General features: G+C 70.6%; 25 protein-coding genes. 8 read left to right on the forward strand and 17 right to left on the reverse strand.

Going from position 1 to position 25,018, the window contains the following annotated elements; all coding sequences use genetic code 11:
• Nucleotides 1–74 precede the first annotated feature (74 nt).
• Genes AUC47_RS16345 through AUC47_RS16355 form a run of 3 tightly spaced genes read right to left on the reverse strand, consistent with a single transcriptional unit; the run spans nt 75 to nt 2,875 of the window.
• Complete coding sequence (locus tag AUC47_RS16345) at nt 75–1,502, reverse strand: MFS transporter (protein ID WP_256999646.1); 1,428 nt, start codon at nt 1,500–1,502, stop codon at nt 75–77.
• Nucleotides 1,503–1,511: 9 nt separating this feature from the next.
• On the reverse strand, nt 1,512–2,600 hold the full coding sequence (locus AUC47_RS16350; RefSeq protein WP_143740764.1) for a carboxylate-amine ligase: 1,089 nt from the start codon (nt 2,598–2,600) through the stop codon (nt 1,512–1,514).
• A gap of 8 nt (nt 2,601–2,608) precedes the next feature.
• On the reverse strand, nt 2,609–2,875 hold the full coding sequence (locus AUC47_RS16355) for a DUF7218 family protein (RefSeq protein ID WP_096716255.1): 267 nt from the start codon (nt 2,873–2,875) through the stop codon (nt 2,609–2,611).
• Between the two features lie 123 nt (nt 2,876–2,998).
• Here AUC47_RS16355 and AUC47_RS16835 point away from each other — a divergent pair, with 123 nt between their 5' ends.
• Nucleotides 2,999–3,163 carry a hypothetical protein gene (locus AUC47_RS16835; RefSeq protein WP_179297663.1) on the forward strand — a complete coding sequence of 55 codons (165 nt, stop codon included), beginning with the start codon at nt 2,999–3,001 and terminating at the stop codon, nt 3,161–3,163.
• 42 nt (nt 3,164–3,205) lie between these two features.
• On the opposite strand, the gene AUC47_RS16360 is transcribed toward AUC47_RS16835, so the two are convergent.
• Nucleotides 3,206–3,403, reverse strand: a complete 198-nt coding sequence (locus AUC47_RS16360) for a CsbD family protein (RefSeq protein ID WP_096716281.1) — start codon at nt 3,401–3,403, stop codon at nt 3,206–3,208.
• Nucleotides 3,404–3,643: 240 nt separating this feature from the next.
• On the opposite strand from AUC47_RS16360, the gene AUC47_RS16365 reads away from it, so the two are divergent.
• Nucleotides 3,644–4,021: a hypothetical protein gene (locus tag AUC47_RS16365; RefSeq protein WP_256999647.1), complete on the forward strand. Its 378-nt coding sequence runs from the start codon at nt 3,644–3,646 to the stop codon at nt 4,019–4,021.
• Between the two features lie 6 nt (nt 4,022–4,027).
• Here AUC47_RS16365 and AUC47_RS16370 read toward each other — a convergent pair whose 3' ends face one another.
• Nucleotides 4,028–4,375 carry a hypothetical protein gene (locus AUC47_RS16370; RefSeq protein ID WP_096716257.1) on the reverse strand — a complete coding sequence of 116 codons (348 nt, stop codon included), beginning with the start codon at nt 4,373–4,375 and terminating at the stop codon, nt 4,028–4,030.
• Nucleotides 4,376–4,693: 318 nt separating this feature from the next.
• On the opposite strand from AUC47_RS16370, the gene AUC47_RS16375 reads away from it, so the two are divergent.
• A complete protein-coding gene (locus tag AUC47_RS16375; RefSeq protein WP_096716258.1) occupies nt 4,694–5,188 on the forward strand; it encodes an FBP domain-containing protein in 495 nt (164 codons plus the stop codon).
• Here the strand turns inward: AUC47_RS16375 and AUC47_RS16380 are convergent.
• From AUC47_RS16380 to AUC47_RS16395, 4 genes are read right to left on the reverse strand one after another with little or no spacing between them, the layout of a single operon-like run.
• Nucleotides 5,185–7,500, reverse strand: coding sequence for a beta-glucosidase family protein (locus AUC47_RS16380; protein ID WP_256999651.1), 2,316 nt, complete (start codon nt 7,498–7,500; stop codon nt 5,185–5,187). The genes AUC47_RS16375 and AUC47_RS16380 overlap by 4 nt on opposite strands.
• Before the next feature lie 41 nt (nt 7,501–7,541).
• A complete protein-coding gene (locus tag AUC47_RS16385) occupies nt 7,542–8,420 on the reverse strand; it encodes a carbohydrate ABC transporter permease (protein ID WP_096716259.1) in 879 nt (292 codons plus the stop codon).
• Nucleotides 8,417–9,349: a carbohydrate ABC transporter permease gene (locus AUC47_RS16390; RefSeq protein WP_096716260.1), complete on the reverse strand. Its 933-nt coding sequence runs from the start codon at nt 9,347–9,349 to the stop codon at nt 8,417–8,419. The genes AUC47_RS16385 and AUC47_RS16390 overlap by 4 nt, the downstream gene beginning before the upstream one ends.
• Nucleotides 9,330–10,619: an extracellular solute-binding protein gene (locus AUC47_RS16395; protein ID WP_096716261.1), complete on the reverse strand. Its 1,290-nt coding sequence runs from the start codon at nt 10,617–10,619 to the stop codon at nt 9,330–9,332. Before AUC47_RS16395 ends, AUC47_RS16390 begins: the two co-directional genes overlap by 20 nt.
• A gap of 161 nt (nt 10,620–10,780) precedes the next feature.
• Here AUC47_RS16395 and AUC47_RS16400 point away from each other — a divergent pair, with 161 nt between their 5' ends.
• The gene (locus tag AUC47_RS16400; RefSeq protein WP_096716262.1) at nt 10,781–11,800 is read left to right on the forward strand and encodes a LacI family DNA-binding transcriptional regulator; all 1,020 of its coding nucleotides are present in this window, start codon (nt 10,781–10,783) and stop codon (nt 11,798–11,800) included.
• Between the two features lies 1 nt (nt 11,801).
• On the opposite strand, the gene AUC47_RS16405 is transcribed toward AUC47_RS16400, so the two are convergent.
• Genes AUC47_RS16405 through AUC47_RS16420 form a run of 4 tightly spaced genes read right to left on the reverse strand, consistent with a single transcriptional unit; the run spans nt 11,802 to nt 15,753 of the window.
• On the reverse strand, nt 11,802–12,623 hold the full coding sequence (locus tag AUC47_RS16405) for a PaaX family transcriptional regulator (protein WP_096716263.1): 822 nt from the start codon (nt 12,621–12,623) through the stop codon (nt 11,802–11,804).
• Nucleotides 12,616–13,863, reverse strand: a complete 1,248-nt coding sequence (locus AUC47_RS16410) for a kynureninase (RefSeq protein WP_096716264.1) — start codon at nt 13,861–13,863, stop codon at nt 12,616–12,618. Before AUC47_RS16410 ends, AUC47_RS16405 begins: the two co-directional genes overlap by 8 nt.
• Before the next feature lies 1 nt (nt 13,864).
• Complete coding sequence (locus AUC47_RS16415; protein WP_096716265.1) at nt 13,865–14,902, reverse strand: amidohydrolase family protein; 1,038 nt, start codon at nt 14,900–14,902, stop codon at nt 13,865–13,867.
• Nucleotides 14,902–15,753 (reverse strand): tryptophan 2,3-dioxygenase, encoded by an 852-nt coding sequence (locus AUC47_RS16420; protein WP_096716266.1) that lies wholly within the window; start codon nt 15,751–15,753, stop codon nt 14,902–14,904. Before AUC47_RS16420 ends, AUC47_RS16415 begins: the two co-directional genes overlap by 1 nt.
• A gap of 141 nt (nt 15,754–15,894) precedes the next feature.
• Here AUC47_RS16420 and AUC47_RS16425 point away from each other — a divergent pair, with 141 nt between their 5' ends.
• Nucleotides 15,895–17,400: a glutamate-cysteine ligase family protein gene (locus AUC47_RS16425; protein WP_096716267.1), complete on the forward strand. Its 1,506-nt coding sequence runs from the start codon at nt 15,895–15,897 to the stop codon at nt 17,398–17,400.
• A 162-nt stretch (nt 17,401–17,562) separates the two neighbouring features.
• Here the strand turns inward: AUC47_RS16425 and AUC47_RS16430 are convergent, their stop codons facing one another.
• Both AUC47_RS16430 and AUC47_RS16435 read right to left on the reverse strand, forming a co-directional pair.
• Nucleotides 17,563–19,272: an amidase gene (locus tag AUC47_RS16430; RefSeq protein WP_096716268.1), complete on the reverse strand. Its 1,710-nt coding sequence runs from the start codon at nt 19,270–19,272 to the stop codon at nt 17,563–17,565.
• Nucleotides 19,269–20,312, reverse strand: coding sequence for an agmatine deiminase family protein (locus tag AUC47_RS16435; RefSeq protein ID WP_096716269.1), 1,044 nt, complete (start codon nt 20,310–20,312; stop codon nt 19,269–19,271). The genes AUC47_RS16430 and AUC47_RS16435 overlap by 4 nt, the downstream gene beginning before the upstream one ends.
• Nucleotides 20,313–20,389: 77 nt before the next feature.
• Between AUC47_RS16435 and AUC47_RS16440 the strand changes: the two genes are divergently transcribed.
• Nucleotides 20,390–21,037 carry a TetR/AcrR family transcriptional regulator gene (locus tag AUC47_RS16440; RefSeq protein ID WP_096716270.1) on the forward strand — a complete coding sequence of 216 codons (648 nt, stop codon included), beginning with the start codon at nt 20,390–20,392 and terminating at the stop codon, nt 21,035–21,037.
• An 11-nt stretch (nt 21,038–21,048) separates the two neighbouring features.
• On the forward strand, nt 21,049–22,422 hold the full coding sequence (locus AUC47_RS16445) for a pyridoxal phosphate-dependent decarboxylase family protein (protein WP_096716271.1): 1,374 nt from the start codon (nt 21,049–21,051) through the stop codon (nt 22,420–22,422).
• A gap of 113 nt (nt 22,423–22,535) precedes the next feature.
• Here AUC47_RS16445 and AUC47_RS16450 read toward each other — a convergent pair whose 3' ends face one another.
• Nucleotides 22,536–23,606, reverse strand: a complete 1,071-nt coding sequence (locus AUC47_RS16450; RefSeq protein WP_256999649.1) for an alpha/beta hydrolase — start codon at nt 23,604–23,606, stop codon at nt 22,536–22,538.
• Between the two features lie 65 nt (nt 23,607–23,671).
• On the reverse strand, nt 23,672–24,205 hold the full coding sequence (locus AUC47_RS16455) for a TetR/AcrR family transcriptional regulator (RefSeq protein WP_096716272.1): 534 nt from the start codon (nt 24,203–24,205) through the stop codon (nt 23,672–23,674).
• Nucleotides 24,206–24,291: 86 nt separating this feature from the next.
• Here AUC47_RS16455 and AUC47_RS16460 point away from each other — a divergent pair, with 86 nt between their 5' ends.
• Nucleotides 24,292–25,002, forward strand: coding sequence for an MBL fold metallo-hydrolase (locus AUC47_RS16460; protein WP_096716273.1), 711 nt, complete (start codon nt 24,292–24,294; stop codon nt 25,000–25,002).
• Nucleotides 25,003–25,018 lie beyond the last annotated feature (16 nt).

Genomic DNA, 25,018 nt, shown 5'->3' on the forward strand with positions numbered 1-25,018 from the left:
GCCACCCCGCTGCGGACGGTTCGCTCAGGGGTGGGTCGCGCAGAAAGGGGTGGGTCGGCGAGCCTGGATCGGGGTCAGCGCTGCGTGGGGTCAGCGGCGGGAGCGGGGTCAGCGGCAGGAGCGGGGTCGGCGGCGGGCTCCTCCTCGGCCGGGTTGCGGCGGATGCCGATCCACGAGACCACCCCGCCGAGCACGAGCAGCGCGGCGGTCACCCAGGCGGCGTTGTGGAACCCGCCGAGGTCGAGAGTGCCGCCGATGATCGTCGTGAGCATCGCGACGACGAGCAGGCCGGCGACCCGCGAGACCGCGTTGTTGACGGCGGAGGCGATGCCAGATCGGGACTCGTCGATCGCCCCGAGGATCGCCGAGGTCAGCGGCGCGACGGTGAGCGACAGGCCGAGGCCCATCACGATCATGGCGGGGAGCACCTGCCACCAGTAGTCGAACTTCTCCGCGACCAGCAGCAGCATCACCGCGCCGACCGCCATGACGAGCGGACCGACCGTCATGAAGATGCGGGGGCCGAACCGGCCGGCCCAGGAGCCCGCACGCGAGCTGACCAGGATCATGAGGATCGTCATCGGCAGGCTGGCGAGTCCGGCGGCGGTGGCGCTGAGCCCTGCACCCTGCTGCAGGTAGACGCCGATCACGAAGCCGTTGAGCGAGAGCGCGGCGTAGACGAAGAGCGTCGCGAGGTTGCCCCAGGCGAAGTCGCGGACGCGGAACAGCGACAGCGGCATGAGCGGCGCAGCGGAGCGCTGCTGACGGATGAGGAACAGCGCGAAGAGCACCGCGCCGATCACGCCGGGCAGCCAGATCGCGGGAGAGCCCCACCCCAGGTTCGGCTGCTCGATCAGGGCGAAGACCACGGCGCCGAGACCGACCGCGCAGAGGATGCCGCTGACCCAGTCGACCCGGACGCCGCTCGGCTTCTCGTTCAGCTTCAGGCGCGCGAGCAGGAGCAGCGTGACGCCGATCGGCAGCACGTTGATGAGGAAGACGAACCGCCACGAGAGGAAGTCCACGAACAGCCCGCCCAGCAGCGGACCGACCAGCTGTGCGGCGGTCGTGAACGCCGTCCACACGCCGATCGCGCGGGACTGGACGTCGGAGCGCATGGTCGCGGTGATGAGAGCGAGCGAGCTCGGCACGAGTAGGGCCCCGGCGGCGCCCTGTGCCGCACGGGCGATGATCAGCACGAGCGGATCCGGGGCTGCGGCGACGGCGACCGAGGCGATGCCGAAGGCGATGAGGCCCACGCGCATCACGAGCACGCGTCCATACGCGTCGGACAGCGAGCCGGCCAGCAGGATCAGGGCGCTGAGCGTGATGAGGTACGCGTCGACCACCCACTGCTGGGTGGTGATGCCGCCCCCCAGCTCACGGCTGATCGCGGGAAGGGCGACGGTCACGACGGTCCCGTCGAGGAACGTCACGAACGACGCCAGCACGGCGACGGAGATCACCAGCCGCTGCAGCGGCGCGAATCGAGAGGATGCCACAGGGCGACACTACTGCCGCTCGGCACCCCCGGGGACGGTCGTCGCGCGGTAGAGATCGCGGAGCCCGGCCAGTCCGTGCTGCTCGAGAGCACGCAGCTGACGCTGCGCGCCCGTGCCGTGCTCGCGGACGCGGGCGAGCTGCGCTCTCGCGAAGGCGTCGTCGCCCTGCGCGGCGAGCGCCGTGGCGGCACGCGACAGCATCCGCTCGATGACGTCCCACGCGGGGGCCGCGTCACCGGTCGTCGGGTCGACCACTCTCGCCTCGGGGCCGAAACGGGAGGCGGTCCACAGTGACGCGTCGATCGCGTCGAGCCCGATCTCGGGGCCGTCGTCGAAGTCGTCGGTCGTGACGAGCGCGCGGCTCAGGGCCACTGCCAGCATCGCGTCGTCGACCTCTAGCTGCGTGTCGCACACCCGCACCTCCACGGTGGGATACCGCTCCGACAGCCGCGCGGTCCAGCCGATCGACGACGCCTCGGTGATGCCGCGCAGCGCCAGCAGCCCGTCAACGCGCGCGCGGTAGTCGGTGTAGTCGCGGGAGTGCGGCGGCGTCCAGCCCGTCGGGAGGCGACGGGTGAGGATCGACCGCCAGCTCGCGAAGCCGGACGGGCGGCCGTGCGCGAACGGGGAGTTGCCCGTGATCGCGAGCAGCGCCGGCATCCATGCGCGGATGCGGTTGAGCGCGCGCACGCGTTCCTCCTCGCCGTGCACCTCGACGTGCACGTGCAGGCCGTTGACCTCGTGCGTGCGGGTCAGCCCGCCGAGGATGCTCGCGACCTCGTCGTAGTGCGGCGAGGGCGAGATCACCGTCTCCTCGGACCAGACGAACGGGGTTCCGGTCGCGGCGACGATCGCGCGGTCCGATGCGGCCTCCGAGGCCATCGCGGTGCGCATGCCGAACAGCTGCGACACGGCATCCGCGGTGGTGTCGAGCGGAGCCGAGGTGGTCTCGAGCTGGGAGGTGAGGAACTCGCGGGTCACCGTGCCGCCCGCGCGCGGACCGAGCAGGCGGTCGCGGAGTCCCTGGTCCATGGCCAGGGGAACGAGCGAATCCTCGTCGAGGAGGAAGAACTCCTCCTCGATGCCGAAACGGGCCACCGCCGCGCCTAGTGGTTCCGCAGCGCAGAGATCAGCTCGGCCTTGCGCTTGCCGCTGTAGCCGGTGAGCCCGATCTCCTTCGCGCGCTTGCGCAGCTCGTCGACGGTCCAGTCCTCGTAGTCGCCATGCGTGCCGCCGCGGCGGCCCACGGTGCTGCGGCCCTCTTTCGCCGCGGCGTTCGAGATGCGGGCGGCCTTCTCCTTCGACGCTCCGTCGTCCCGGAGCTCCTCGTAGAGCTCAGGGTCCTTGAGCGAGTTGTTCCTGCGTCCCGGCATGTCACTGCTCCTTACTCACGATCGGATGGTCTACGTCAAGCCCCTGCGCCGAGGGGGGTCTTCAGGTCTACGTTGGGGGCTCCGAAGACGGGCGCGCCCGGCGCCCCAGAGAAGGGAAGACCGATGAATATCCTTCTGATCATCGTCATCGTGATCGCCGTCATCCTGGCGATCACCGGAGGACTCGTCCAGTCCCTGCAGTTCTTGCTGTGGGTCGGACTCGTACTCCTGGCAATCGCTGTGATCGCCTGGTTGATCCGATCCATCTCGGGGAACCGCACGCGCTGACCCGTCACGGAATGAGGCCCGCCTCGGCGGGCCTCATTCTCGTTAAGAGTCGCGCAGGCTGTCGCCGGCCTTCTTCGCGGCGTCCTTGACGTTCTCGCCGGCCTGCTTGACCGAGGCCTTCGTCTGATCGGCCTGGCCCTCGGCTTCGAGCCGCTCGTTGTCGGTGACCTTGCCGACGCCCTCCTTGACCTTGCCTCCGAGCTTCTCGGCGTTGTTCTTGATGTCGTTGTCTGCACTCATGATGCGTCCTTTCATCGTCCGATCAACGGGAATCACACCCTCGCACGCACCCGCGGAACGAGCCACGGGATTGACAAGCGGCGACTCGCGTGACAACCCGATCGGACCGTCGACGCAGACGCCGCCCGGGGCTACCCTGGCCGGAGGCGGGTGGTCCTGCCCGCTCTCTCACCCGGCCGAGGCCGACGATGGAAGAGGTGCGCGATGGACTCGATGATGATGGATGCCTGGCGGGCGAACATGACCGCGGCGCCCGAGATGACGACCATGGACCTGGCGGCGATGGACATGTCGGTCCTGCAGGCGGCGATGGACGCGTGCTCCGCCTGCGAGCAGGCCTGCACCGTGTGCTCGACCCAGATGATGGACTGTTCGCCGGCATGCATGAACTGCGCGGACATGTGTCACACCATGATGCGGTCGATGCTGCGGATGCAGGGGATGACCCCCGCGTCGATGATGGCGATGCTCGACGCGTGCATCGCGATGTGCCAGACCTGCATGGACGAGTGCATGGAGCATGCCGCGCACAGCGACGTCTGCCGCATGTGCGCTCAGGCGTGCCAGGCGTGCATGGACGCGTGCATGGCCGTCCGCGACATGCTGGTCCCGGCCTGACGCGCGTCAGCCGAGTGCGACGTTGAACTGCGCTCGGCCGATCGCCAGCACGCCGTAGCGCACGTGCAGCGCCACCGGTGTGCCGACGGCAGCCTCGAGGGCGGCGCCCCCGCCGTTCCAGAGCGCATGCGCAGCACCGTCGAGCGTGCGCACCACGACGTCGCCGGAGACCGCGTCGGCGTGTTCGACGACCGCGTCGACCCACTCCGACGGGGTCGCCGATGCCAGGCGCGCTTGGATCAGGTGCAGCGCGTGGCCGGGGGCGTGCGAGGAGCAGGCGTCGCCGCGGTGGCACATGCACGCCGAACGCTCACGCACCGTCGAGGGTGAGAGGTGGTTCTTCGGCGTGGACACGGCTGGCTCCTTCGAGACGGGTCGGTGATGACGTTCCGGCCAGCGTAGGCGCGGCATCCACCCGCGCGAACCGGTACCGACATGAGGCGAAACAAACAGGCGTATACTCGCCGGGTGCTGTTGTCGATGAGCGCCCCCGGACACCCGGAGCGGGCGCGGAACGGAGCCGCAGGCGCATCTCGCGCCGCGGGCAGAGGCTGACGATCAGCCGGAGGCGGAACATCCCGTCACCGGCGTCGCGTCGTACCCGGCATCCCGCCGGCATCCACCTCTGACTTCCGCCGTCCTCTGGCGGCCCCATCGAAAGCTCACACACTCATGCGTCCCATCGACGAGCGCGCCCTGCGCGCCTCCTTCATCAACGCCACCCGCAAGGAGATCTCCGACATCTCCCTGCCGCCCGGATTCGACGAGATCGACTTCGACAGGCTCGACTACCTCGGCTGGACCGACCCCAAGCTGCCGCGCCGGTCGTACGTCGTGGTGTGGATCGACGACGTCGTGACCGGTGTCGTCCTGCAGCGGGCCGAGCAGCGTGTGCTCGCCCGTGCCCAGTGCTCGTGGTGCGAAGACGTCACGCTCCGCAACGACGTGCAGCTCTACACCGCGCGCAAGGCCGGCCCCGCCGGTCGCAAGGGCGACACGATCGGGAACCTCACCTGCGCGGAGTTCGGCTGCTCGAAGAACGTGCGCGTGCTGCCCCCGCTCGCCTACCAGGGGTACGACCGGGAGCTCGCGCGCGAGATGCGCATCCTCAAGCTGCAGGAGCACGTGACCGGCTTCGTCCGCGACGTCGCCGGCGAGACGGTCTAACCGATCTCGACGACGGCGACCGTCTCCTCGTCATCGCACGCGCCGCCGACCCACAGGCGGAAGCGGCCCGGTTCGACGCGGCGCACGCCGTCGGCGGCGGTGAACGCGAGGCGTTCCACGGGCACCTCGAAGTCCACGGTCTCCTCGGCGCCGGCCGCGAGTGCGACCCGCCGGAAGCCCACGAGCTGGGCGACCGGTCGGGTCGCGCTCGCGACCTCGTCGTGGACGTACAGCTGCACGACGTCGACCCCGTCGACCTCGCCGATGTTGCGCACGCGCACCGAGATCCGCAGGACGTCGTCCGTCGACGTGGTGGGGGCGACCGCGAGCTCGTCGTGCGCGAAGGTCGTGTAGGTCAGGCCGAACCCGAACGGGCGCACGGGCGTCGGATCGGCGCTCGTCACGTCGGCCAGGCCGCCGAGCAGCGGGTGCAGATACGAGTAGGGCTGCGCCCCCGCCGCGCGAGGCAGGGAGACGGGGAGACGTCCCGACGGCGCCGTCCGACCGCTGAGCAGGCGGGCGAGCGCGGGAGCGCCCTCCTCGCCGGGGAAGAACGCCTGCAGCATGGCGGCGGGACGCGGAGTCTCCGCGGTGTCCGCAGATGCGGAGCGCGCGGTCGTCGCGGAGTTGATCGCTCCCAGGCCGACCGCCACCCCGGCGGCGCCGTCACGCGGCGGCAGCGCCCAGTCCCACGCGTAGGGCCGGCCGGTCATCGCGACGAGGATCACCGGAGTGCCGGTCGCCACGACCGCCTCGACGAGCTCGCGCTGCACGCCGGGCAGCTCGAGCGACTCGACGTCGTTGCCCTCACCCACGGTGCCGCGCCCGAAGAGGCCGGCGCGATCGCCGACGACGACGATCGCGAGGTCGGCCGCTGCGGCATCCGCCACAGCCCCGTCGATGCGCGAGCGGTCGGTGCCCTCGACGTCGCATCCGAGCGAGTGGGTGACCTCGGCCCGGCCGAACTCCGCACGCACCGCATCGAGCACCGTGGGCAGCTCGATGCCCGACGGCACCTCCGGGTGATGCGCGAGCACGTGGTTCACGAACGAGTAGCAGCCCATGAGCGCCTCCGAGCTGTCGGCGTTGGGGCCGATCACGGCGATCCGCGCCGTCGTCGAGGCGGCGAGCGGCAGGATGCCGTCGTTGCTCAGCAGCACGATCGACTCCTCGGCCAGCCGGCCGGCGAGCGCTCTCTGCGCCGCGGAGTCGAGGTCGATCTCCTCGGGAGGCGTGCCGAAGTCGGCATCCAGCAGCCCGAGCTCCTCCTTCTGCGCGAGCACCCGGCCCACCGCGCGGTCGAGCACGCTCTCGGGCAGCCGACCGTCGCGCACCTGGTCCGCGAGGGTGAGGAACGCGTCGGGCGATGGGAGCTCGACGTCGATCCCCGCGCTGATCGCGAGCCGTGCGGCATCCGCTCCGTCGGCGGCCATCCGGTGCATGCTGCGCAGGAAGTCGACGGCGAAGTAGTCCGACACGACGACGCCGTCGAAGCCCCAGCGGTCGCGCAGGACCTCGGTGAGGTAGTGCGCGTCGGCGGTCACCGGAGTGCCGTCGATGTCGACGTACGAGTTCATGACGCTGCGCGCCCCGCCCTCCCGCAGGGCCATCTCGAAGGGCGGCATGAGGACGTCCTCGATCTCGCGGCGCCCGGCGTGCACGGGCGCGTGGTTGCGCCCGGCCTGCGACGCGGAGTAGCCGATGAAGTGCTTGAGCGTCGCGTGCACACCGGCCGATTGCAGACCGCGGACGTAGGCGGTGCCGATCGTTCCCACCACCAGCGGGTCCTCGGCGATGCACTCGTCGACCCGGCCCCAGCGGGGATCGCGGATCACGTCGAGCACGGGGGCGAGACCCTGGTGGATGCCGAGGGAGCGCATCGACTCGCCGATCGCCGCTCCGACCTCCGCCACGAGGTCCGGGTCGAACGAGGCGCCCCAGGCGAGCGGCGTCGGGTACGTCGCCGCCTGCCATGCGGCGAGGCCGGTCAGGCACTCCTCGTGCACGATCGCCGGGATGCCGAGGCGGGTCTCCCGCTGCAGCCGTGCCTGCTCCGTCCAGAGCCAGCGCGCCCGCTCGACGGGGTCGACGGGTCGGGTGCCGTACACGCGCGTGAGGTGACCGATGCCGTGCGCACTCGCCTCGTCGTAGCGGCTGGAGCTCTTCTTCTCGCCCGACAGTGGCGCCACGACCTCGTCGCCCTGGTCGACCCAGAAGCCGACGAGCTGTGCCTGCTTCTCCTCCAGCGTCATCTCGGCGAGGAGGGCCTCGACCCGCGGGGAGCGGTGGGGGCGGGCGGTGTGCTGCAGCATGCTGGTGTCTCTCTCGGTCGTTCTCGTCGTCATGTGCGCGCTCATCCCTTGACCGCGCCGGTGAGTCCGCCGACGATGCGGCGCTCGAAGACGCTGAAGAAGATCAGCGCCGGGATCATCGACAGCGAGGTGAAGGCGAGGACCTTCGCGGTGTCGACGGAGTACTGCGACGCGAAGGACTGCACGCCGAGCGGCAGCGTGAAAGCGGCCGAGTCGTTGAGGATGAACAGCGGCAGCAGGTACCCGTTCCAGCTGCCGATGAAGGCGAGGATGCCGGTCGTGATGACGCCGGGCAGCGAAAGCGGGAGCACCATCCGCCAGAAGAACCCGAGGCGACTGCATCCGTCGATGAACGCGGCCTCCTGGATCTCATCGGGGATCGCCCTGAGGAACGGGACGAGGATGATGATCGTGGTGGGGAGCGCGAACGCGATCTGCGGCAGGATGACGCCGCCGAGCGAGTTCATCAGTCCGAGGCTCCGCACGACGATGTACAGCGGGGTGATCGCGACGGTCAGCGGGAACATCAGCCCCGCGGCGAAGAACGCGTACAGCACGCCGCGACCGGCGAACCGGTAGCGGGCCAGCACGTAGGCCGCCATGAGGCCGAGTGCGACGACGCCCAGGGTGGTGGCGAGGGCGACGATCAGCGAGTTCAGCACCTGCCGCCAGAAGATGCCCCCGGTGATGACGTCGAGGTAGTTCGTCAGCACCCACGGCTGCGGCAGGCCGGACGGGTCGGTGGTGATCTGGGAGTTCGTGCGGAATCCGCCGACGATGATGTACGCGATCGGCGCGAGCATGAGCCCGACTGCGACGAGAGCGATGAAGTAGACGCCGGGGTTCGCCCACGGCAGTCGGGGCCGTGGCGCCCGACGCGCTCCGGGGCGCTGCGTCACGAGTACCGAGGTGGCGGTCATCGCTTCCTCTCCTTCCTTCCGGCGCCGGTCAGCGCGCCCTCGGTGTCGCGCCGCAGCACGGCGCGCTGGTAGATCAGGGCGACGATCAGCGAGATCACGAACAGCACCACGGCCACGGCGTTGCCGTATCCGAAGTTCCCGGCGTTGCGACCCTCCGACACCATGTAGGTGGCCATGGTCGACGTGCCGGCGGTGGAGGCGATGTACTGCCCCCAGATGATGTAGACGAGGTCGAACAGCTGCAGTGAGCCGATGATCGACAGGAACGCCCAGATCCGCAGGGTCGGGGCGAGCAGCGGCAGCGTGATCCGCCATTGGGTCTGCCAGTACGAGGCGCCGTCGATGGCCGCCGCCTCGTGCAGCTCCTGCGGGATACCCTGCAGGCCCGCGAGGAAGAGGATGACCGCGAACCCGACGTACTTCCAGGTGATGATCGCCATCAGCGTCCAGATCGCGATCGCGGGGTCGGAGAGCCAGTCGGTCGCGAGCGCCCCGAGTCCCATGTTCGTCAGGAGTGCGTTCAGGGCGCCGCTGGTCTGGAGCATCAGACTCCAGCCGGTGCCGACCACGACCTCCGAGATCACGTACGGGACGAAGATCAGGACGCGGATGAGCGACTGTCCGCGCATGCGGCGGTTCAGCAGCAGCGCGAGAAGGATCGCCACCGGCCCCTGCAGCACGAGAGACATGACGAGGATGACGCCGTTGTGGGCGAGCGCGTCGATGAACAGCGGGTCCTGCAGGATCGTGAGGTAGTTCTTGAGGCCGACGAAGTCGGTCGGGACTCCGTATCCCTGCCAGCTGAAGAAGCCGTAGTACGCGGCCATCAGCACGGGGAAGATGACGAAGGCGAGGAAGACGACGAGGGCGGGCCCGGCCAGAAGGATCACTTCCAGCCGGGCGCGCACCTCACGCCTTCGCTGCCGCATCCTTCACGGCGGCGACGATGTCCTCCGGACCGCCCTGACCGGCCAGCATGTTGACGACGGCCACGTTCAGCGCGTTGCCGACGTTCTGGCCGTAGACGGTGTCGAGCCACTGCGACGCGTACGGCGCGGCGTTGTAGGCCTCGAGGATCTTCTGCAGGTACGGCTCGGTCACGGCCTCCTGGGCGACGGTGTTGACCGGCGGAGCGTTGAACGCCTTGTAGTACGCGGTCTGCACGTCGCTCGTGCCGAGGTAGTTGAGGAAGTCGACGCAGGCGTCCGGCGCGTCGACGGAGCAGGAGTAGCCGTCGACCCCGCCCATCATCGAGCCGGGCTCGCCCTCGCCGCCCTCGACCTCGGGGAACGGGAACCAGGAGAGATCGGGCAGCGGCTTCTGATCGGGGGTGAGCGATCCGATGACGCCGGGGTTCCACGCGCCCATCAGCTCCATGCCCGCCTGGTGGTTGGCGATGAGTCCGGCGGAGCTCGCCGCACCCTGCTGCGCGGTGGTCGTGAGGAAGCCGCTGTTGAACGGCTCGGTGGCCGCGAAGTCCTGCAGATCCTCGCCCGCGCGCACCCAGCACTCGTCGTCGAAGTTCATCTCGTCCGCGGCCTTCGCGAGCGTGTCGGAGCTGCACTCGCGCAGCGCGAACCAGTAGTACCAGTGGGCGGCCGGCCAGGCGTCCTTGGCGCCGAGCGCGACGGGGTCAATACCCGCGGCCTTGAGCGCCTCGGTCGCCGTCTCGAGCTCGTCGATCGTGGTCGGGGTCTCGGTGATGCCGGCCTGGTCGAACAGGTCCTGGCTGTAGAAGAGTCCGCCGGGGAGCACGGCCACCGGCATCGCGTAGATCTTGTCATCGAGGCTGTTCGCCGAGTACGCGGCATCCGGGATCTCGTCGGCGGCCGCGCCGCTGATCTCGTCGGTGAGGTCCTTCAGCTGCCCGGCCTTGACCATCGCGGCCATCTTGCCGCCGCCGCGCTGCAGGAAGATGTCGGGGGCGTCGCCGGAGTTCAGCGCGGTCTGCAGCTTGCCGTCGAGGTCTTCGTTCTGGATGGACTGGATCTCGATCGTGACGCCGGGGTTGGCCTCTTCGAAGTCCGCGACCGTCGTCTCCCAGAACTCCACTCCCGGGCCGGTGGTGGAGTTGTGCCAGAGGGTCATGCGCGTGCCGTCGCCGTCGCCGCCGGACGAGTCGCCGGTGCAGCCGGAGAGCGCGAGCGCTCCGGCGACGACGACCGCTGCGGAGGCGAGGGGGAGCCTTCTGCTGGTCATGTGATGTTCTCCTCATCGAGTTGCGCCTCGCTGCGTTGCGGGCGCCCCGCGGGGCTCGGGTGAGATCGCGGTGGATGCAGTCTTCTCACGTCCCGGAGGATCGTCAAACGTTTTCGAAAACAGTTTCCATGTCAGCTCGCGGCGGTCTACGCTGACTCGACATGGGCGGGCGGACGACGATCCACGACGTCGCGAAGGCGGCGGGCGTGTCAGTGTCGACCGTGTCCAAGGCGGTCAACGGCCGGTACGGCATCGCCGACTCCACGGTGCAGCGCGTGCTCGACGCGGTGCGCGAGCTCGGGTACGAATCGAGCTTGGTCGCCAGCAGCATGCGGGCGCGCCGCACGGGCGTCGTCGGCGTGCTGCTCGCCGACTTCGAGCCGTTCAGCGCGGAGATCCTGAAGGGGGTCGGCGCCGCGGTGCACGGGACGGCGGTCGACCTGCTGGCTTACAGCGGATCGCACCTGGGGGCCGGAGACGGGTGGGAGCGGCGCTCGCTCAGCCGGCTGTCTGGAACCCTCATCGATGCGGCGATCATGGTGACCCCCACCGTGGTGAGTGCAGCGACCGAGATCCCCGTCGTCGCGATCGACCCGCACACCGGACGCGCCGATCTGCCGACCGTCGAGTCCGACAGCTTCGGCGGCGCGCTGACCGCGACCCGCCACCTCATCGAGCTCGGACACCGGCGCATCGGATTCCTTGCCGGGCGGCCCGACCTGCGCTCCGCCGGACTGCGCGACGCCGGGTACCGACGCGCTCTGTCGGATGCCGGCATCCCCGCCGATCCCGCGCTCGTCGCGATCGGACGCTACGACCTCGCGACCACGCGCGAGTCGGCTCGGCGTCTGCTCGCGGGCGAGGATCGCCCGACGGCCGTGTTCGCCGCGAACGACCTCTCCGCGATCGCCGTGATCGAGGTCGCGCAGGATCTCGGGCTCCGCGTTCCGGAGGACCTGTCCGTGATCGGCTTCGACGACGTCCCGGAGGCGTCCCGACGAGCACTCCCGCTCACCACGATCCAGCAGCCGATGCGCCGACTCGGCGCGGTCGCGGCGGAGATGGTGTTCGCGCTCCTCGACGGACGGGAGATCGATCAGATGCACGTGACCCTGCCGACCCGCCTGGTCGTACGCGCCACGACCGCCCCGCCGAACGAACGGCGCGACCGCGCGCTGTGAGTCAGGCGGCCGCGACCACACTGCGCACGTGTGCGAGCGCCGGGCCCGCGAGAGGGCGCGACCGTCTCGTGAACTCCTCGACACTGCGTCGTCCGGGCCAGTCGGCGGGCAGCATCGCCGGCGGCAGTCCGGGATCGGTGTAGGGCAGCACCCGCCAGCGGTCGATCAGGTGGACGTAGGCGGCGAAGGGCTCGGCGGGAAGGGTCGCGAGCGACCGCTGGAAGGTCAGGTGCTCGGCGCGCAGCGCCTCGAGGTCCCACCAGCTCGCCGCCGCCTCGACGAGCGACCCCGGCGGTGAGGGCGCGTCGGCCTGGAACAGCGTCGCCCATCGGCGCGCGTCGAGGTCGTCGAGGATCTGCTCCACCTCCGCGCGCAGATGCCCCGGGCAGATCCAGAGCGCGGATGACACGAGCCCGGCGCCGATCCACTGCAGGCGGCGCCGCAGCTGATGGCGCACACTCCGGGCGCTCTCGGGGATCGAGAAGGACACGAGACACCAGCCGTCGGCATCCGACATCTCGTGCATCGCGAAGATGCGCCGGTCGCCGCGTTCGAGCATCGGCACCGCGTCGGGGTTGAGTCGGTAGCCCGGTGCCTGCCGTCGCTCGCTCTGCAGCAGACCCTTCTGCTTGAGGCGCGTGATGCCCGTGCGCGCGGGGGCCGCGTCGATGCCCAGGTCAGAGGCGAGCGCCACAAGGCCGGCGGTCGAGATCCAGCCGCCCAGCGGACGCAGGTACAGACCGATCAGGGTGCGCAGCAGCGATGCCGTGCTGCCGGGCCGCGCGTCGATGTCGTCGAGCGGCTGCCCGACCGCGTCAGCCATGCTGCTGCAGGGCGTCGCGCACCGCGAGCACCCCGCGGACCGTCTCGGAGTACGACGTGCTCAGCGGCGACAGCCCGAGGCGGATGCCGTCGGGGAACCGGAAGTCGGGGATGATCCCGTCGGCCCAGAGCCGCTGCGTCACGGCGCGGAAGTCCGGGTGGCCGATCGTGACGTGGCCGCCGCGCGCCGCGGCATCCCTCGGGCTGAGCAGGCGCACCCCGAGCGGGACGAGCACCTCGTCGTAGGCGCGGATCGCGAGATCGGTGAGCGCCTGCGACTTCTCGCGCACGGCGGCGATCGTCGCCTGCTCGATGAGGTCGAGCATCCCCTGCATCGCGAGCATCGAGGTCACCGGCGGGGTGCCGCTCAGCAGCTGGCGGATGTCGGAGGCCGGCACGTACTCCGGACCCATGGCGAAGATGTCGGCCGCGCTCCACCACCCCTGGATCGGCTGGCGCAGCACGCCCTGCAGCGAGCGGCGGAGGTAGGCGAACGCGGGGGATCCCGGTCCGCCGTTCAGGTACTTGTAGGTGCAGCCGACCGCCAGGTCGACGCCCCACTCGTCGAGCTGCATCGGCACGACGCCCGCCGAGTGGCAGAGGTCCCACATCATCAGGGCGCCGGCGTCGTGCACGGCGGCGGTGATCGCCCGCATGTCGGCCAGCGCGCCGGAGCGGTAGTCGACGTGGCTCAGCGAGACGACTGCCGTGCGCTCCGAGAGCACCGCGACGACATCGGCGACCTGCACGCCGTGCACCGGATCGGGGTCGATCCACCGGATCGTCGTCCCCGTCTCGGCGGCCACGCCCTCGACGAGGAAGCGGTCGGTGGGGAAGTTGCCCCGCTCCATCACGATCTCGGTGCGCGCCGGGTCGCGCGGGATGGCCGCGCGCAGCAGCTTGTAGATGAGCACGCTCGTCGAATCGGCGACCACGGTCTGACCCGGTGCAGCGCCGAGAGCGATCGCGCCGATGCGGTCGCCGAGCTCCATCGGCAGCGCCATCCACTGCTCGTCCCAGGAGCGGATGAGGCGCGTGCCCCAGTCCTCCCGTGCGAAGGACGCGAGACGCTCCGGCACGACGCGCAGCGGGCGCCCGAGCGAGTTGCCGTCGAGGTACGCGTGCACTCCCGGTGCGTCGACGAACGCGTCGAGGTGCGCGCCGAGCGGGTCGGCGGCGTCGAGCGCCGCGGCGAGGTCGAGCAGCGCGTCGGCGGCGGGCCGCGGTTCGTGAGCGGTCATGTCAGGCCTCCAGGTCGGCGGGGGTGAGTGGGCGGGCGAGCGTCGGGTCGGCCTCTGGGTGCGGCAGGAGCAGAAGGACGGATGCCGGGCCGCAGGGGTCCGCGGGCGCGAGCGCGCGCAGCAGCGCGATGTCGTCGAGCCCCGCGTCTCGAAGGGCCGCGATCTCGAGTGGGTTGAGGTCGACCGGGGTCGGGCCGTTGCCCATGTCGGTGCCGTAGCGGACGGCGCCGCCCGCGGCGTGGAATCGGCGAACGTTGTCGAGGGCGACGCGCAGTTCGGCGCCCCCGTGGATCGCGAGCGTCGAGATCCACGAGACGGATGCCGCCTGCTCGGCGATCTCGTCGTCGGTGAGCCTCTCGGTGAAGGGCGCGTGTGCGAGCGTCGCGGCTCCGAGTCGGGCGACGCGCTGCGCCTCGCCGCGCCCCTCGGCGTGGGCGACGACCGGCAGGCCGCGGTCGTCCGCCGCCTCGACGAGCACCCGGAACACGATGTCGTCGAACACGGGTCCCGCTGAGCTGTTGCTCGCGACCTTGATGCAGGACGCTCCGGCATCCGCCATCTCCGCCACCGCCGCGACGGCGCCCTGCGCGGTCGCGATCTCGCGGAACGAGTCGGCCGGCGCCCAGGAGCGGTCCGACGGATATCCGCCGACCGGTGTGAGGAACGCCCCGGCGAAATCGATGCGAGTGGCGCGTCTCGTCTCGCTGCGCTCGCTCAACGACCGGGGGCGGTCATCCCGGTCGCCCCGCGAGCGAGCGCCGGTGGCCGGGACGACACGCGCTGCGCCCGCGTACGGCGCCACGACCGCGGGATCCCCACCGAGGTCGACGACCCGCCCCAGCCGCGAGCCGGCGAGCCGCTCGTGCTCGACGAGCTGCAGGTGCACGTGGTGATCCGTGAATCCGCCGACGACGACGCCGTCGAGCCGGGGGAGATCGGATGCCGCGTTCTCGTCGCGCAGCAGCATCCGCCCATCGTCGTCCGCGCCGACGACGCCCTCGCGCCATCGCGTTCCGTCGAAGAACGTCGCGGCCCTCATCAGCCGCCGATCTCGGTGCGCACCGTGTACAGCTCGGGGAAGAAGGTGAGGTCGAGCGCGCGCTGCAGGAACCCGACGCCGCTGGATCCGCCGGTGCCGACCTTCATGCCGATCGTACGGGCGACGGTCTTCAGGTGTCGGAAGCGCCAGAACTGGAAGTTGTCCTCCAGATCGACGAGGTCCTCGCACGCCTCGTAGAGGTCCCAGTGCGTTGCGGGGTCCTGGTAGATCGCGCGGATCGCCGGCACGAGCTCGGGCGTCTCCCGGTAGGGGAGGCGGACGTCTCGGTCGAGGATCTCCGCGGGCACGGGCAGGCCGCGGCGGGCGGCGAAGCGCAGGAACTCGTCGTAGAGCGTCGGCTTCTCCCACTCGGCCTCGAGCAGTGCGCGGTTCGCGGGGTGGTCGGAGAAGACGCCGAGCATCTTCTCGTTCTTGTTGCCGAGCGCGAACTCCACCGCGCGGTACTGCACCGACTGGAAGCCGGACGAGTTGCCGAGCGCCCCGCGGAACTGCGCGTACTCGGTCGGGGTGAGCGTCGCGAGCACCGACCACTGCTGCGTGATCACGTCCTGGATCCGCTTGATGCGCGCGATGCGCTTGAGCGCTTCGCGCAGGTCGTCACGGGCGAGCAGCTCGCGTGCTGACGAGAGCTCGTGCAGCAGCTGCTTGAGCCAGAGCTCGGTGGTCTGGTGCTGGATGATGAACAGCATCTCGTCGTGGTGCTCGGGAACGCTGACGGGATGCTGCGCCGTGAGCAGCTGGTCGAGTGCGAGATACGACCCGTAGGTCATCTTTCCGCTCAGATCCGTGACGATGCCGGATTCCAGCGCGCGCTCGTTCTCGGTGCTCATTCCTCGAACATATCACTTTCATGGCGAGCGTCACAGAGGTGATATGTTCCTGGCTCGACAGCATAGCGGGGTCTCGCCGTCGCGCGCGAGAGGGGAGCCCGTGCTCGACGTCGGGCCGCCCGGGTGGATACCGTCGAACACATGGGCGACAGCATCGAGGCGCGGACTTTCACGCGCCAGGACCGTACTCAGTTCCGCGCGAAGGCGGAGCGGTGCCTCGACGCGCTGGCGTCGATGCTGGCGCACGGACGGTTCGCCCCCGTGGACGCTCCCGACTCGCAGCTCGGCATGGAGATCGAGCTGAACCTCGTCGATGAGCAGGGGGCGCCGTCCCGCAGCAATGCGGCGGTGCTCGACGCGATCGCCTCTCCGGCTTTCCAGACCGAGCTCGCGCGATTCAACGTGGAGGTCAACGTCGCGCCGCGACCGATCGGCGCCGGTCATCTCCGTGAGCTCGAGGACGTCCTGCGCGGCGCGCTCGACGTCGCCGACGAGCGGGCGCGGTCGGCCGGCAGCAGCCTGGCGATGATCGGGATGCTGCCGACGCTCGACGAGACGCATTTCACGGAGCGCTGGTTCTCGGCGGATCCCCGCTACAGCCTGCTCGGACAGCAGATCCTCGCGGCGCGGGGCGAGGACATCGAGCTGCAGATCGACGGGGTCGCGTTGAGCGACGACCGACCCGGCGAGCAGCTCGCGATGGTCTGCGACACGATCCTGCCGGAGGCCGCGTGCACCTCCGTGCAGCTGCACCTCCAGGTCGCTCCCGAGTCGTTCGCGTCGTACTGGAACGCGGCGCAGGCGATCGCCGGCGTGCAGGTGGCCCTCGCGGCGAACTCGCCGTTCTTCGCGGGCAAGGCGCTGTGGCACGAGACGCGGATCCCGATGTTCGAGCAGGCGACCGACACCCGCCCGCAGGAGCTGAAGAACCAGGGCGTGCGTCCTCGCGTGTGGTTCGGCGAGCGCTGGGTGACCTCGATCTTCGACCTCTTCGAGGAGAACTCGCGGTACTTCCCCGCCCTGCTGCCCGTGTGCTCGGACGAGGATCCCTTCGAGGTGCTCGACGAGGGCCGTGCCCCCGAGCTCTCCGAGCTGCGCATGCACAACGGCACGGTCTACCGCTGGAACCGTCCGATCTACGATGTCGCCGACGGCACAGCGCACCTGCGCCTCGAGAACCGGGTGCTGCCCGGCGGCCCGACCATCGTCGACGTCATGGCGGATGCCGCCTTCTACTACGGCCTCGTGCGCAGGACCGCTGAAGCCGATCGCCCCATCTGGACGCAGATGACCTTCGACGCCGCCGCGGAGAACCTGCAGGCTGCCGCTCGCGGGGGCATCGACTCGCGGTTGTACTGGCCGGAGGTCGGCTGGATCAGCCCGCGCGAGCTCGTTCTGCGACGACTGCTTCCGGCAGCGGCCGAGGGCTTGGACGCCTTCGGCGTCGACCCGGAGGTTCGCGATCGGTATCTCGGGATCATCGAACAGCGGTGCCTCACCGGCCGCAACGGAGCCGTCTGGCAGCGGGAGAACGTGGCGGCTCGCGAGCGGTCCGGCGCCACGCGGTCGGACGCCCTGCACGGCATGCTCTCGGACTACATCGAGCGGATGCAGGCCGGCGAGCCCGTGCACACCTGGACACACTGAGCGGGCGGGGCACCGCGTTTCGTCTCGCTTCGCTCGCTCAACGACCGGGGGGACTGCGCTCGCTCCACGACCGGAGGGGACGGCGCTCGCGCGACGACCCGGGGTGGCTTCCCCGCTGATCGTTGAGCGAGGAGCTTCGCTGTGGGTCGAAACGCGGCAGGACTACAGAGCCGGGGTGCGAGGCGGGGGAGTGCGGCGCTCGCCCGGACCGCCGATCGCCTCGAACGCCGCCGCGAGGCGCAGCAGCGCCGTGTCGTCGTAGGCGCGACCGGCGAAGGTCAGCCCGATCGGCATCCCGATGTCGTCCATGAGGCCCATCGGCACGGTGACCGTCGGGATGCCGAGGTGCCGCACGACGAGGTTGCCGTTCGCGATCCACGTGCCGTTGCGCCAGCCGAGGTCGGCCGACGCCTCGTTCACGTCCATGTCGGCGGGCCCGACATCGGCGACAGCGGGGAACACGACGGCGTCGAGGCCCAGGCCGTCCATCCACTGCTCGAGGTCGACGCGGCGGGTCTCCTCCAGTCCGCGCAGCCCATCGGGGAGCTCCGGCATGTCGGCGATCCCGACGCCGGGGTTCTCGCGCACCCAGCCCGGGTACTCGGCGATATCGTCGTCGAAGCCGGTGTAGCGGTCGGGTAGCGCGCCCTCCGGCTGCGGGAAGATCGTCGCCCCGTCGACATCGGCGAGGGTCGACAGGCGGGGATCGCCGTTCGCCCGCAGGAAGTCCTCCCAGCCCCACGCCGACAGGTCGACGATCTCCCGGCGCAGATACTCGGGAGACACGAGCCCGCGGGTCGCAATGGTCGGAGCGCCCGGACGGTCGCCCTCGTAGTTCGACACGACGGGGAAGTCGACCTCGACGACTGCGGCTCCGGCGGCTTCCAGGTCGCGACGGGCGGCCTCCCACCGGGCGATCACCGACGCGCGCGTGTCGATGCGCTGCCCCGTCGGACCGCCGATGCCGGGAGCGTCGGCTGTGCCGGCATCCGGATCCGCGTTGATGTACATGCGGGGGATGCCGATGCGGGCACCGCGCAGAGCCTCTCCGCCGTTCGCGAGCGCCGGGTACGAGTCAGGCCGCACGTCCGATGCGGCGGGAAGCGCGACCCACGGCTGGGCGCGCCAGAAATCCCCGCGGATCTCGGCGTCGTCCGCGACGATCACGTCGAGCACCTCGAGCAGATCGGCCATCGTGCGGGCGTGCGGCACGACGACGTCCATCGTGGGCACGAGGGGCCAGTTGCCGCGGGTCGAGATCACGCCGCGCGAGGGGGTGTACGCGCACAGGGCGTTGTTCGTCGCGGGGCCCCGGCCGCTCGACCAGGTCTCCTCGCCGAGTCCGAAGGCCGCGAAGCTCGCAGCGGTGGCGGTGCCGGATCCGTTCGACGACCCGGACGCGAACGGCGCCGTGAGGAAGTCGGCATTGTACGGGCTCTCCGCGCGGCCGTAGACGCCGCGCTGCATGCCGCCGTTCGCCATCGGCGGCATGTTCGTCAGGCCGAGGCAGATCGCGCCGCCGGCCCGCAGGCGCTCGATCGTGAAGGCGTCGCGCTGCGCGACGAGCTCGGCGAAGGCCGGGCTGCCGGATGCCGCGGTGAGGCCGCGCACGAGATAGCTGTCCTTCGCGGTGTACGGGATGCCGTCGAGCGGCCCGAGCGTCTCACCGCGGGCGCGGCGGGCGTCGGATGCCGCGGCCTCGGCGCGGGCCTCGGGGTTGCGGACCACCACGGCGTTCAGCGACGTCGCGGTGCCGGGGGCGTCGAAGGCGTCGATGCGGGCGAGGTACGCGTCGACGAGGTCGATCGCCGTGGCAGCTCCGCTCTCGAGCGCGCGGCGGAGCTCGGCGATGGTTGCTTCGTGGACGTTCACGGGTGCACCGCCTCGACGCGTGGCTGCTGCTGTGTGATGCAGTGGATGCCGCCGCCGCGGTCGAACAGCGGGCGCGCGTCGACGGTGACGACCCGCCGACCGGGGTAGGCGTCGGCGAGGATCTCGCGCGCCGCGGCATCCGCCTTCTCCTCGCCGAAGCCGCACGCGACGACGCCGTCGTTCGTGACGAGGTGGTTGACGTAGCTCCAGTCGACGAAGCCTTCGTCGTCGCGCAGCGTGGCGGGCGCGGGCAGGTCGATGATCTCGAAGCGGCGACCGGCGGCATCCGTCTGGCCGGCGAGGTGCGACCGCAGCTCGCGACTCACCTCGTGGTCGGGGTGGTCGGGGTCGCGCTGGTCGTGCAGCAGCAGGCGGCCGGGGGAGACGATGGTCGCGACGATGTCGACGTGTCCGTTCGTGCCGAAGTCGTCGTAGTCGCGGGTGAGCCCGCGGGGTAGCCAGACGGCTTTCGCGGCGCCGATCGTGCGTGCCATCTCGGCCTCGACCCGCTGTCGGTCAGCATACGGGTTGCGGCGGGGGTCGAGCTGCACGGTGTCGGTGAGCAGCACCGTGCCCTCGCCGTCGACGTGGATGCCGCCTCCCTCGTTGACCAGCGTCGAGCTGACGAGCTCGGCGCCGACGGCTCCGGCCATGATGCGGGCGTGCTGGGCGGCCTTGCGCCATTGCGCCCACTCCGGGGCGCCCCAGCCGTTGAAGATCCAGTCCACGGCGCCGAGCACGCCGGGACGTTCGTCGTCGACGACGAACGTGGGGCCGGAGTCGCGCATCCAGAACTCGTCGACCGGAGCTTCGACGATGTCGATGTCGCGGCTCAGCATGCGCCGGGCCCTGGCGACCTCGGCGGGGTCGACGAGCATCGTGACCGGCTCGAACTCGGCGACCGCGTGGGCGACGGCGGTCCATGTGTCGTAGCCCTCTTCGCGCTCGGCGGCAGTGTCGCCGAGCGTCGGACCCTCGGCGGGGAACGCCATCCAGGTGCGCTCGTGGGGCGCCGTCTCGGCGGGCATGCGCCAGGCCATGGGTCGTCTCCTCACCGCGATCGCCCGCGCCCTCGCGCTATTGAACATGCGATCAACAGGTGCTACGGTAACCCCTGATGAACAGCACGTCAAGAGCCGCGACGCCGCGCCGACTCCCGCCCGAGGAGCGCGAGCGATCGATCGTCGACGCGGCCGTCGCTCTCGCCGCCGAGAGCGGTCTGGAGGCTCTCACGATCCGAGCGGTCGCTGCCAGAGCGGGTGTGACGCCCGCGCTGGTCGCGCACTACCGTCCGGTCATGGACGCCTTCGTGGCCGAGGTCTTCGGCGCGATCGTCGCGGCCGAGCGCGAGGAGGTGATCGCCTCCCACGATTCGGACGGCGAGCTGCGGGCGAACCTCCTGCACCTCATCGAGACGCTGCTCGACGAGCACCGCGACGACGTCGCGGTCGTCTGGGTGCAGTCGTGGGCGCTCGGCGCCCGCAACGAGGCGCTCGCCGCCCGGGTGCGCGCCGAGATGGACCTCTGGCAGAGCTCGCTCGAAGACCTCATCGCGCGCGCGATAGCCGCCGATCCGCATTCGTCCGTCGATCCGGCGTCGGCGGCGTGGATGCTGCTGGCCATGGTCGACGGCATGAGCGCGCACTCTCTCGTGAAGTGGGCGCCGCGTGACCGGGCCGCGCTCGCTCGCCGCACTCTCGCGGCCGTCCTCGACATCCCTGCGGATGCCGTGGCGCCCGCCGTGCACATCTCGACAGACAGGTAGGAAGAACCCTCATGGGCGCAGAACGCATGCACGCGGCATCCGCGGAGTCGACGGCGATCGTCGACGCCGTGCTCGACTACTCCCGGAGGCGGATGCTGGCGGCCGACGTGCCGCTCGACAAGCCGCAGACACCGGCCGAGCTGAACCGCCTCGTCGGCACGACCATCACCGACGCCGGTCTCGGTGCGCAGCGGGCGCTGAGCGTGTTCGAGCACATCCTCGCCCCGGCGTGCCTCACCACGAGCCACCCCTCGTACCTGTCGTTCATCCCGACGGCTCCGACCATGGCGGCGATCGCGTTCGACCTCGTCGTCTCGGCATCCGGCCTGTACGGAGGCAGCTGGCTCGAGGGCGCCGGCGCCGTGCACGCCGAGAACGAGGTGCTCTCGTTCCTCGCGGCCGAGTTCGGCCTGCCCGCCGGCGCCGGGGGAGTGTTCGTGCAGGGCGGCACGATCGGCAACCTGTCGGCGCTCGTCGCGGCGCGGGAGGCCGCTCGGGTCCGTTTAACGGAGCGCGGCGTCGAGCCCCCCGCACGCTGGAAGATCGTGTGCAGCGTCGAGGCGCACTCCTCGAACAAGTCAGCCGCGAAGGTCATGGACGCCGATGTGCTGCTCGTGCCCGCGGGGCCGGACGGGGTGCTGCGAGCGGACGCCGTGCGCGAAGCGCTCCGCGAGCACGGCGACGAGATCTGCGCCGTGGTCGCCACGGCGGGGTCGACGAACTTCGGGATCGTCGACGACATCGCCGGGATCGCGGCGCTCAAGGACGAGTTCGACTTCTGGCTGCACATCGACGGCGCCTACGGCCTCACCGCGATGCTCTCGCCGGAGGCCCGCCCGATCTTCGCCGGGGTGGAGCGTGCCGACTCGGTGATCGTCGACCCGCACAAGTGGCTGTTCGCGCCGTTCGACTGCTGCGCGCTCATCTACCGCGACCCCGAAACCGGCCGACGCGCGCACACGCAGCACGCCGAGTACCTCGACGCCCTGACGGATGCCGGCGACTACAGCCCCTCGGACTACTCGATCCAGCTGACCCGGCGGCCGCGCGGACTGCCGCTGTGGTTCTCGCTCGCGACCTACGGGGTCGAGGCGTACCGCGAGGCGGTGGGGGCGACGATCGCCCTCACGACGCGCATCGCGGACGAGATCGCCGCGCGCCCCGAGCTGCGACTCGTCCGTGACCCCCAGCTCTCGGTCGTCGTGTTCGAGCGCGAAGGCTGGGACCGCGCCGACTACGACCGCTGGTCCGACGCGCTGCTCGACTCGCAGCGCGCGTTCGTCGTGCCGAGCTCGCACCAGGGGCGCCCGAACACCCGGTTCGCGATCCTGAACCCGCTGACGACCTTCGACGACCTCGTCGGGATCCTCGACACGATGAAGTGACTCCCGATGCCGAGCCACCCCCTCGTGCTCGAGCGGCCCCCTTGCGATCACTCGCAAGAGGGGTGGTTCGGTCGAAGAGGGGTGGCTCGACAGGGGAGGGATGAGGGATGGCGTCAGCGCGTCGTGTGCGCGGCGAGGAAGTCGATCGTCTGCTGCAGCGCCGTCTGCGCGTCGGGCAGGTCTAGGTGGAACTGGTACTCGTGCGGCAGCGCCGGCTTGTGCGGCGCGGGCCAGAACAGTGTCGTGACCTCCACGCCGAGGGAGTCGAGCCTCTTCGCCAGCGGGATCGACTGGGTCCAGGTGAGGCCGTCGCCGTTGCCGCCCGAGATGTAGGTGGCGGGGAAGTCCGCCGTGACCCAGTCGATGGTCGACATCGTCGCGCCGGTGGAGTCCTCCGCCCAGGTCTTCGTGCCGGAGTACGCCCACATCGCCGACTTCAGACCCCACCCCGCGACGCCGTCGAGCTCCGCGAGCGCGGCCAGGTCGTACACGCCGCAGTTCAAGACGGTCGCGACGACCTGCGAGGCCTGCAGCGCCGGCTCGATGTCCATGATCTCGGCGTAGTCGCGGCTGGTGATGAGCGTGGCCATCTGGCTGGCCAGCTGTCCGCCCGCGGAGTCGCCCGCGAGCACGATCCGGTCGGCGTCGACGCCGAGCTCGTCGGCATGCTCGTCGATGTAGGCGAGCGCCTCGTTGAGCTGGTGCACCGCGAGGGGGTACACGCCCTCAGGCCCGATCGTGTAGTTGACGCCGATCGTCGTGTATCCCTCGCCCGCGAGGATGCGCAGGTACGGATCGACGTTCTCCTTCTCGCCCGAGATCCAGGCGCCGCCATGGATCCAGACGATCGTGGGAAGGGGGTCGGTGGCGGATGCCGGGGCGAAGACGTCCATCGTGGTCTCAGCGCCCGCGTCGCCGTACGACACGTCGAGCTTCTCGGTGAGCTCGGTGTCCGGCACGTGCCTGTCCATCTCGGCCGCTGTCTCGGCGCCGCCCCTCTCGAACACCGAGCGGATGAGCATGGCAGAGGGCCACGGAGAGACGGCGCTGACGATCGCGGCGATAGCAACGACGACGATGACGATCAGCAGCACGATTTTCGTGCGGTGCCACGGGCGGCGTGCACGACTCTCTGTCGTGGTTTCGATCGGTGCACTCTCGTCGGCGGGCGCGCTCATCGTCATGGGAATCCCCTCTCCGCGCATCAGTGTGGCAGTATTCCGGTTGCTGCCGCATCTGCCGGGTCGTGTCAGGTGGCGGGGCCGCCGAGCCCGCGCACGATGGTCTGCAGTCCATAGGCGAACGCCTGGTCGACGTCGCCGCCGAGGCGGAACGCCCCGGCGAGCTCCATCTGCAGGAAGCCCGTCGCCCAGGCGGTGAAGAGGCGCGCGGCGTCGAGAGTGTGCTCGGCGCCGACCAGGGATTCACAGGCGCGCAGGACCGGAGCCGACGCACGGTGCAGGGCATCCTCCGGGGCGACGGGCGTGAACAGCAGCCGGAACGCCTCCGGTCGGTCGTGCGCGAATCGTCGATACACGCCCACCAGCGCGGTCAGGTCGTCCTGGCTCGACGCGAGCCTGGCCGCGAGGTCGTCCGCCGCCTCCGCGGCGACCGCCTGCAACAGCGCTTCCCGGTCGCGCACTCGTTTGTAGAGCGACGGGGCTCGCACGCCGACGCGGGCGGCGACCGCCTGCATCGTCACTCCGGCGGGGCCGCTCTCCTCGAGCAGGGCGCAGCCCGCCTGCACGACGGCTCCGGTGGTGGTGCGTTCCGGGGTCGGCATCCGGTTCTCCTGTCTTTCAGAGCCATGGCTATTGACAATAGCTATGATAGCTACGTAACGTAGCCATCGCAACCGAAGGGACCGCCATGAAGCTCGCACCGCACCTGCACCGCTTGGGCAACGACATCGTCGCCTCGTATCTGATCGACCTGCCCGAGGGCATCACGCTCATCGACGCCGGGATGCCGGGGCACTGGCGTGACCTGCTGCGCGAGCTCGCGGAGATCGGCCGACCGCTCTCCGACGTCCGCGGCGTCGTGCTCACGCACGGCGACAGCGACCACATCGGGTTCGCCGAGCGGCTGCGCCGCGAGGCCGGGATACCTGTCTTCATCCACGCCGCCGACGCGCACCGCGTCCGCACAGGAGAGAAGCCCAAGACCGCGATGGGGCTGTCGCGCCTCGGACCGATGCTCGGCTTCCTCGCCTACGGCATCCGTCAGCGCGCACTGCGCACGCCGCACGTGGCCGAGGTCGTGGAGGTCGCCGACGGCGACGTGCTGGATCTGCCCGGAGCGCCCGTGGTCATCGGGATGCCGGGGCACTCGCCCGGCAGCGTGGCGATCCACGTGCCGGCGGTCGATGCGGTGTTCGTCGGCGACGCCTTGACGACGCGCCACGTGCTGACGGGACGCGAGGGCGCGCAGCCGGCGCCCTTCACCGATGAGCCGGAGCGCGCGCTGGCGTCGCTCGACCGACTCGCCGCGGTTTCGGCATCCTGGGTCCTGCCCGGCCACGGCGCGCCCTGGCACGGCACGCCCGCCGACATCGCGAAGGCCGTGCGCGCGGCCGCGTGAAAGCTCGCGCGCCCAG

Source organism: Microbacterium sp. SZ1, assembly GCF_002362255.1.
Taxonomy (GTDB): domain Bacteria; phylum Actinomycetota; class Actinomycetes; order Actinomycetales; family Microbacteriaceae; genus Microbacterium.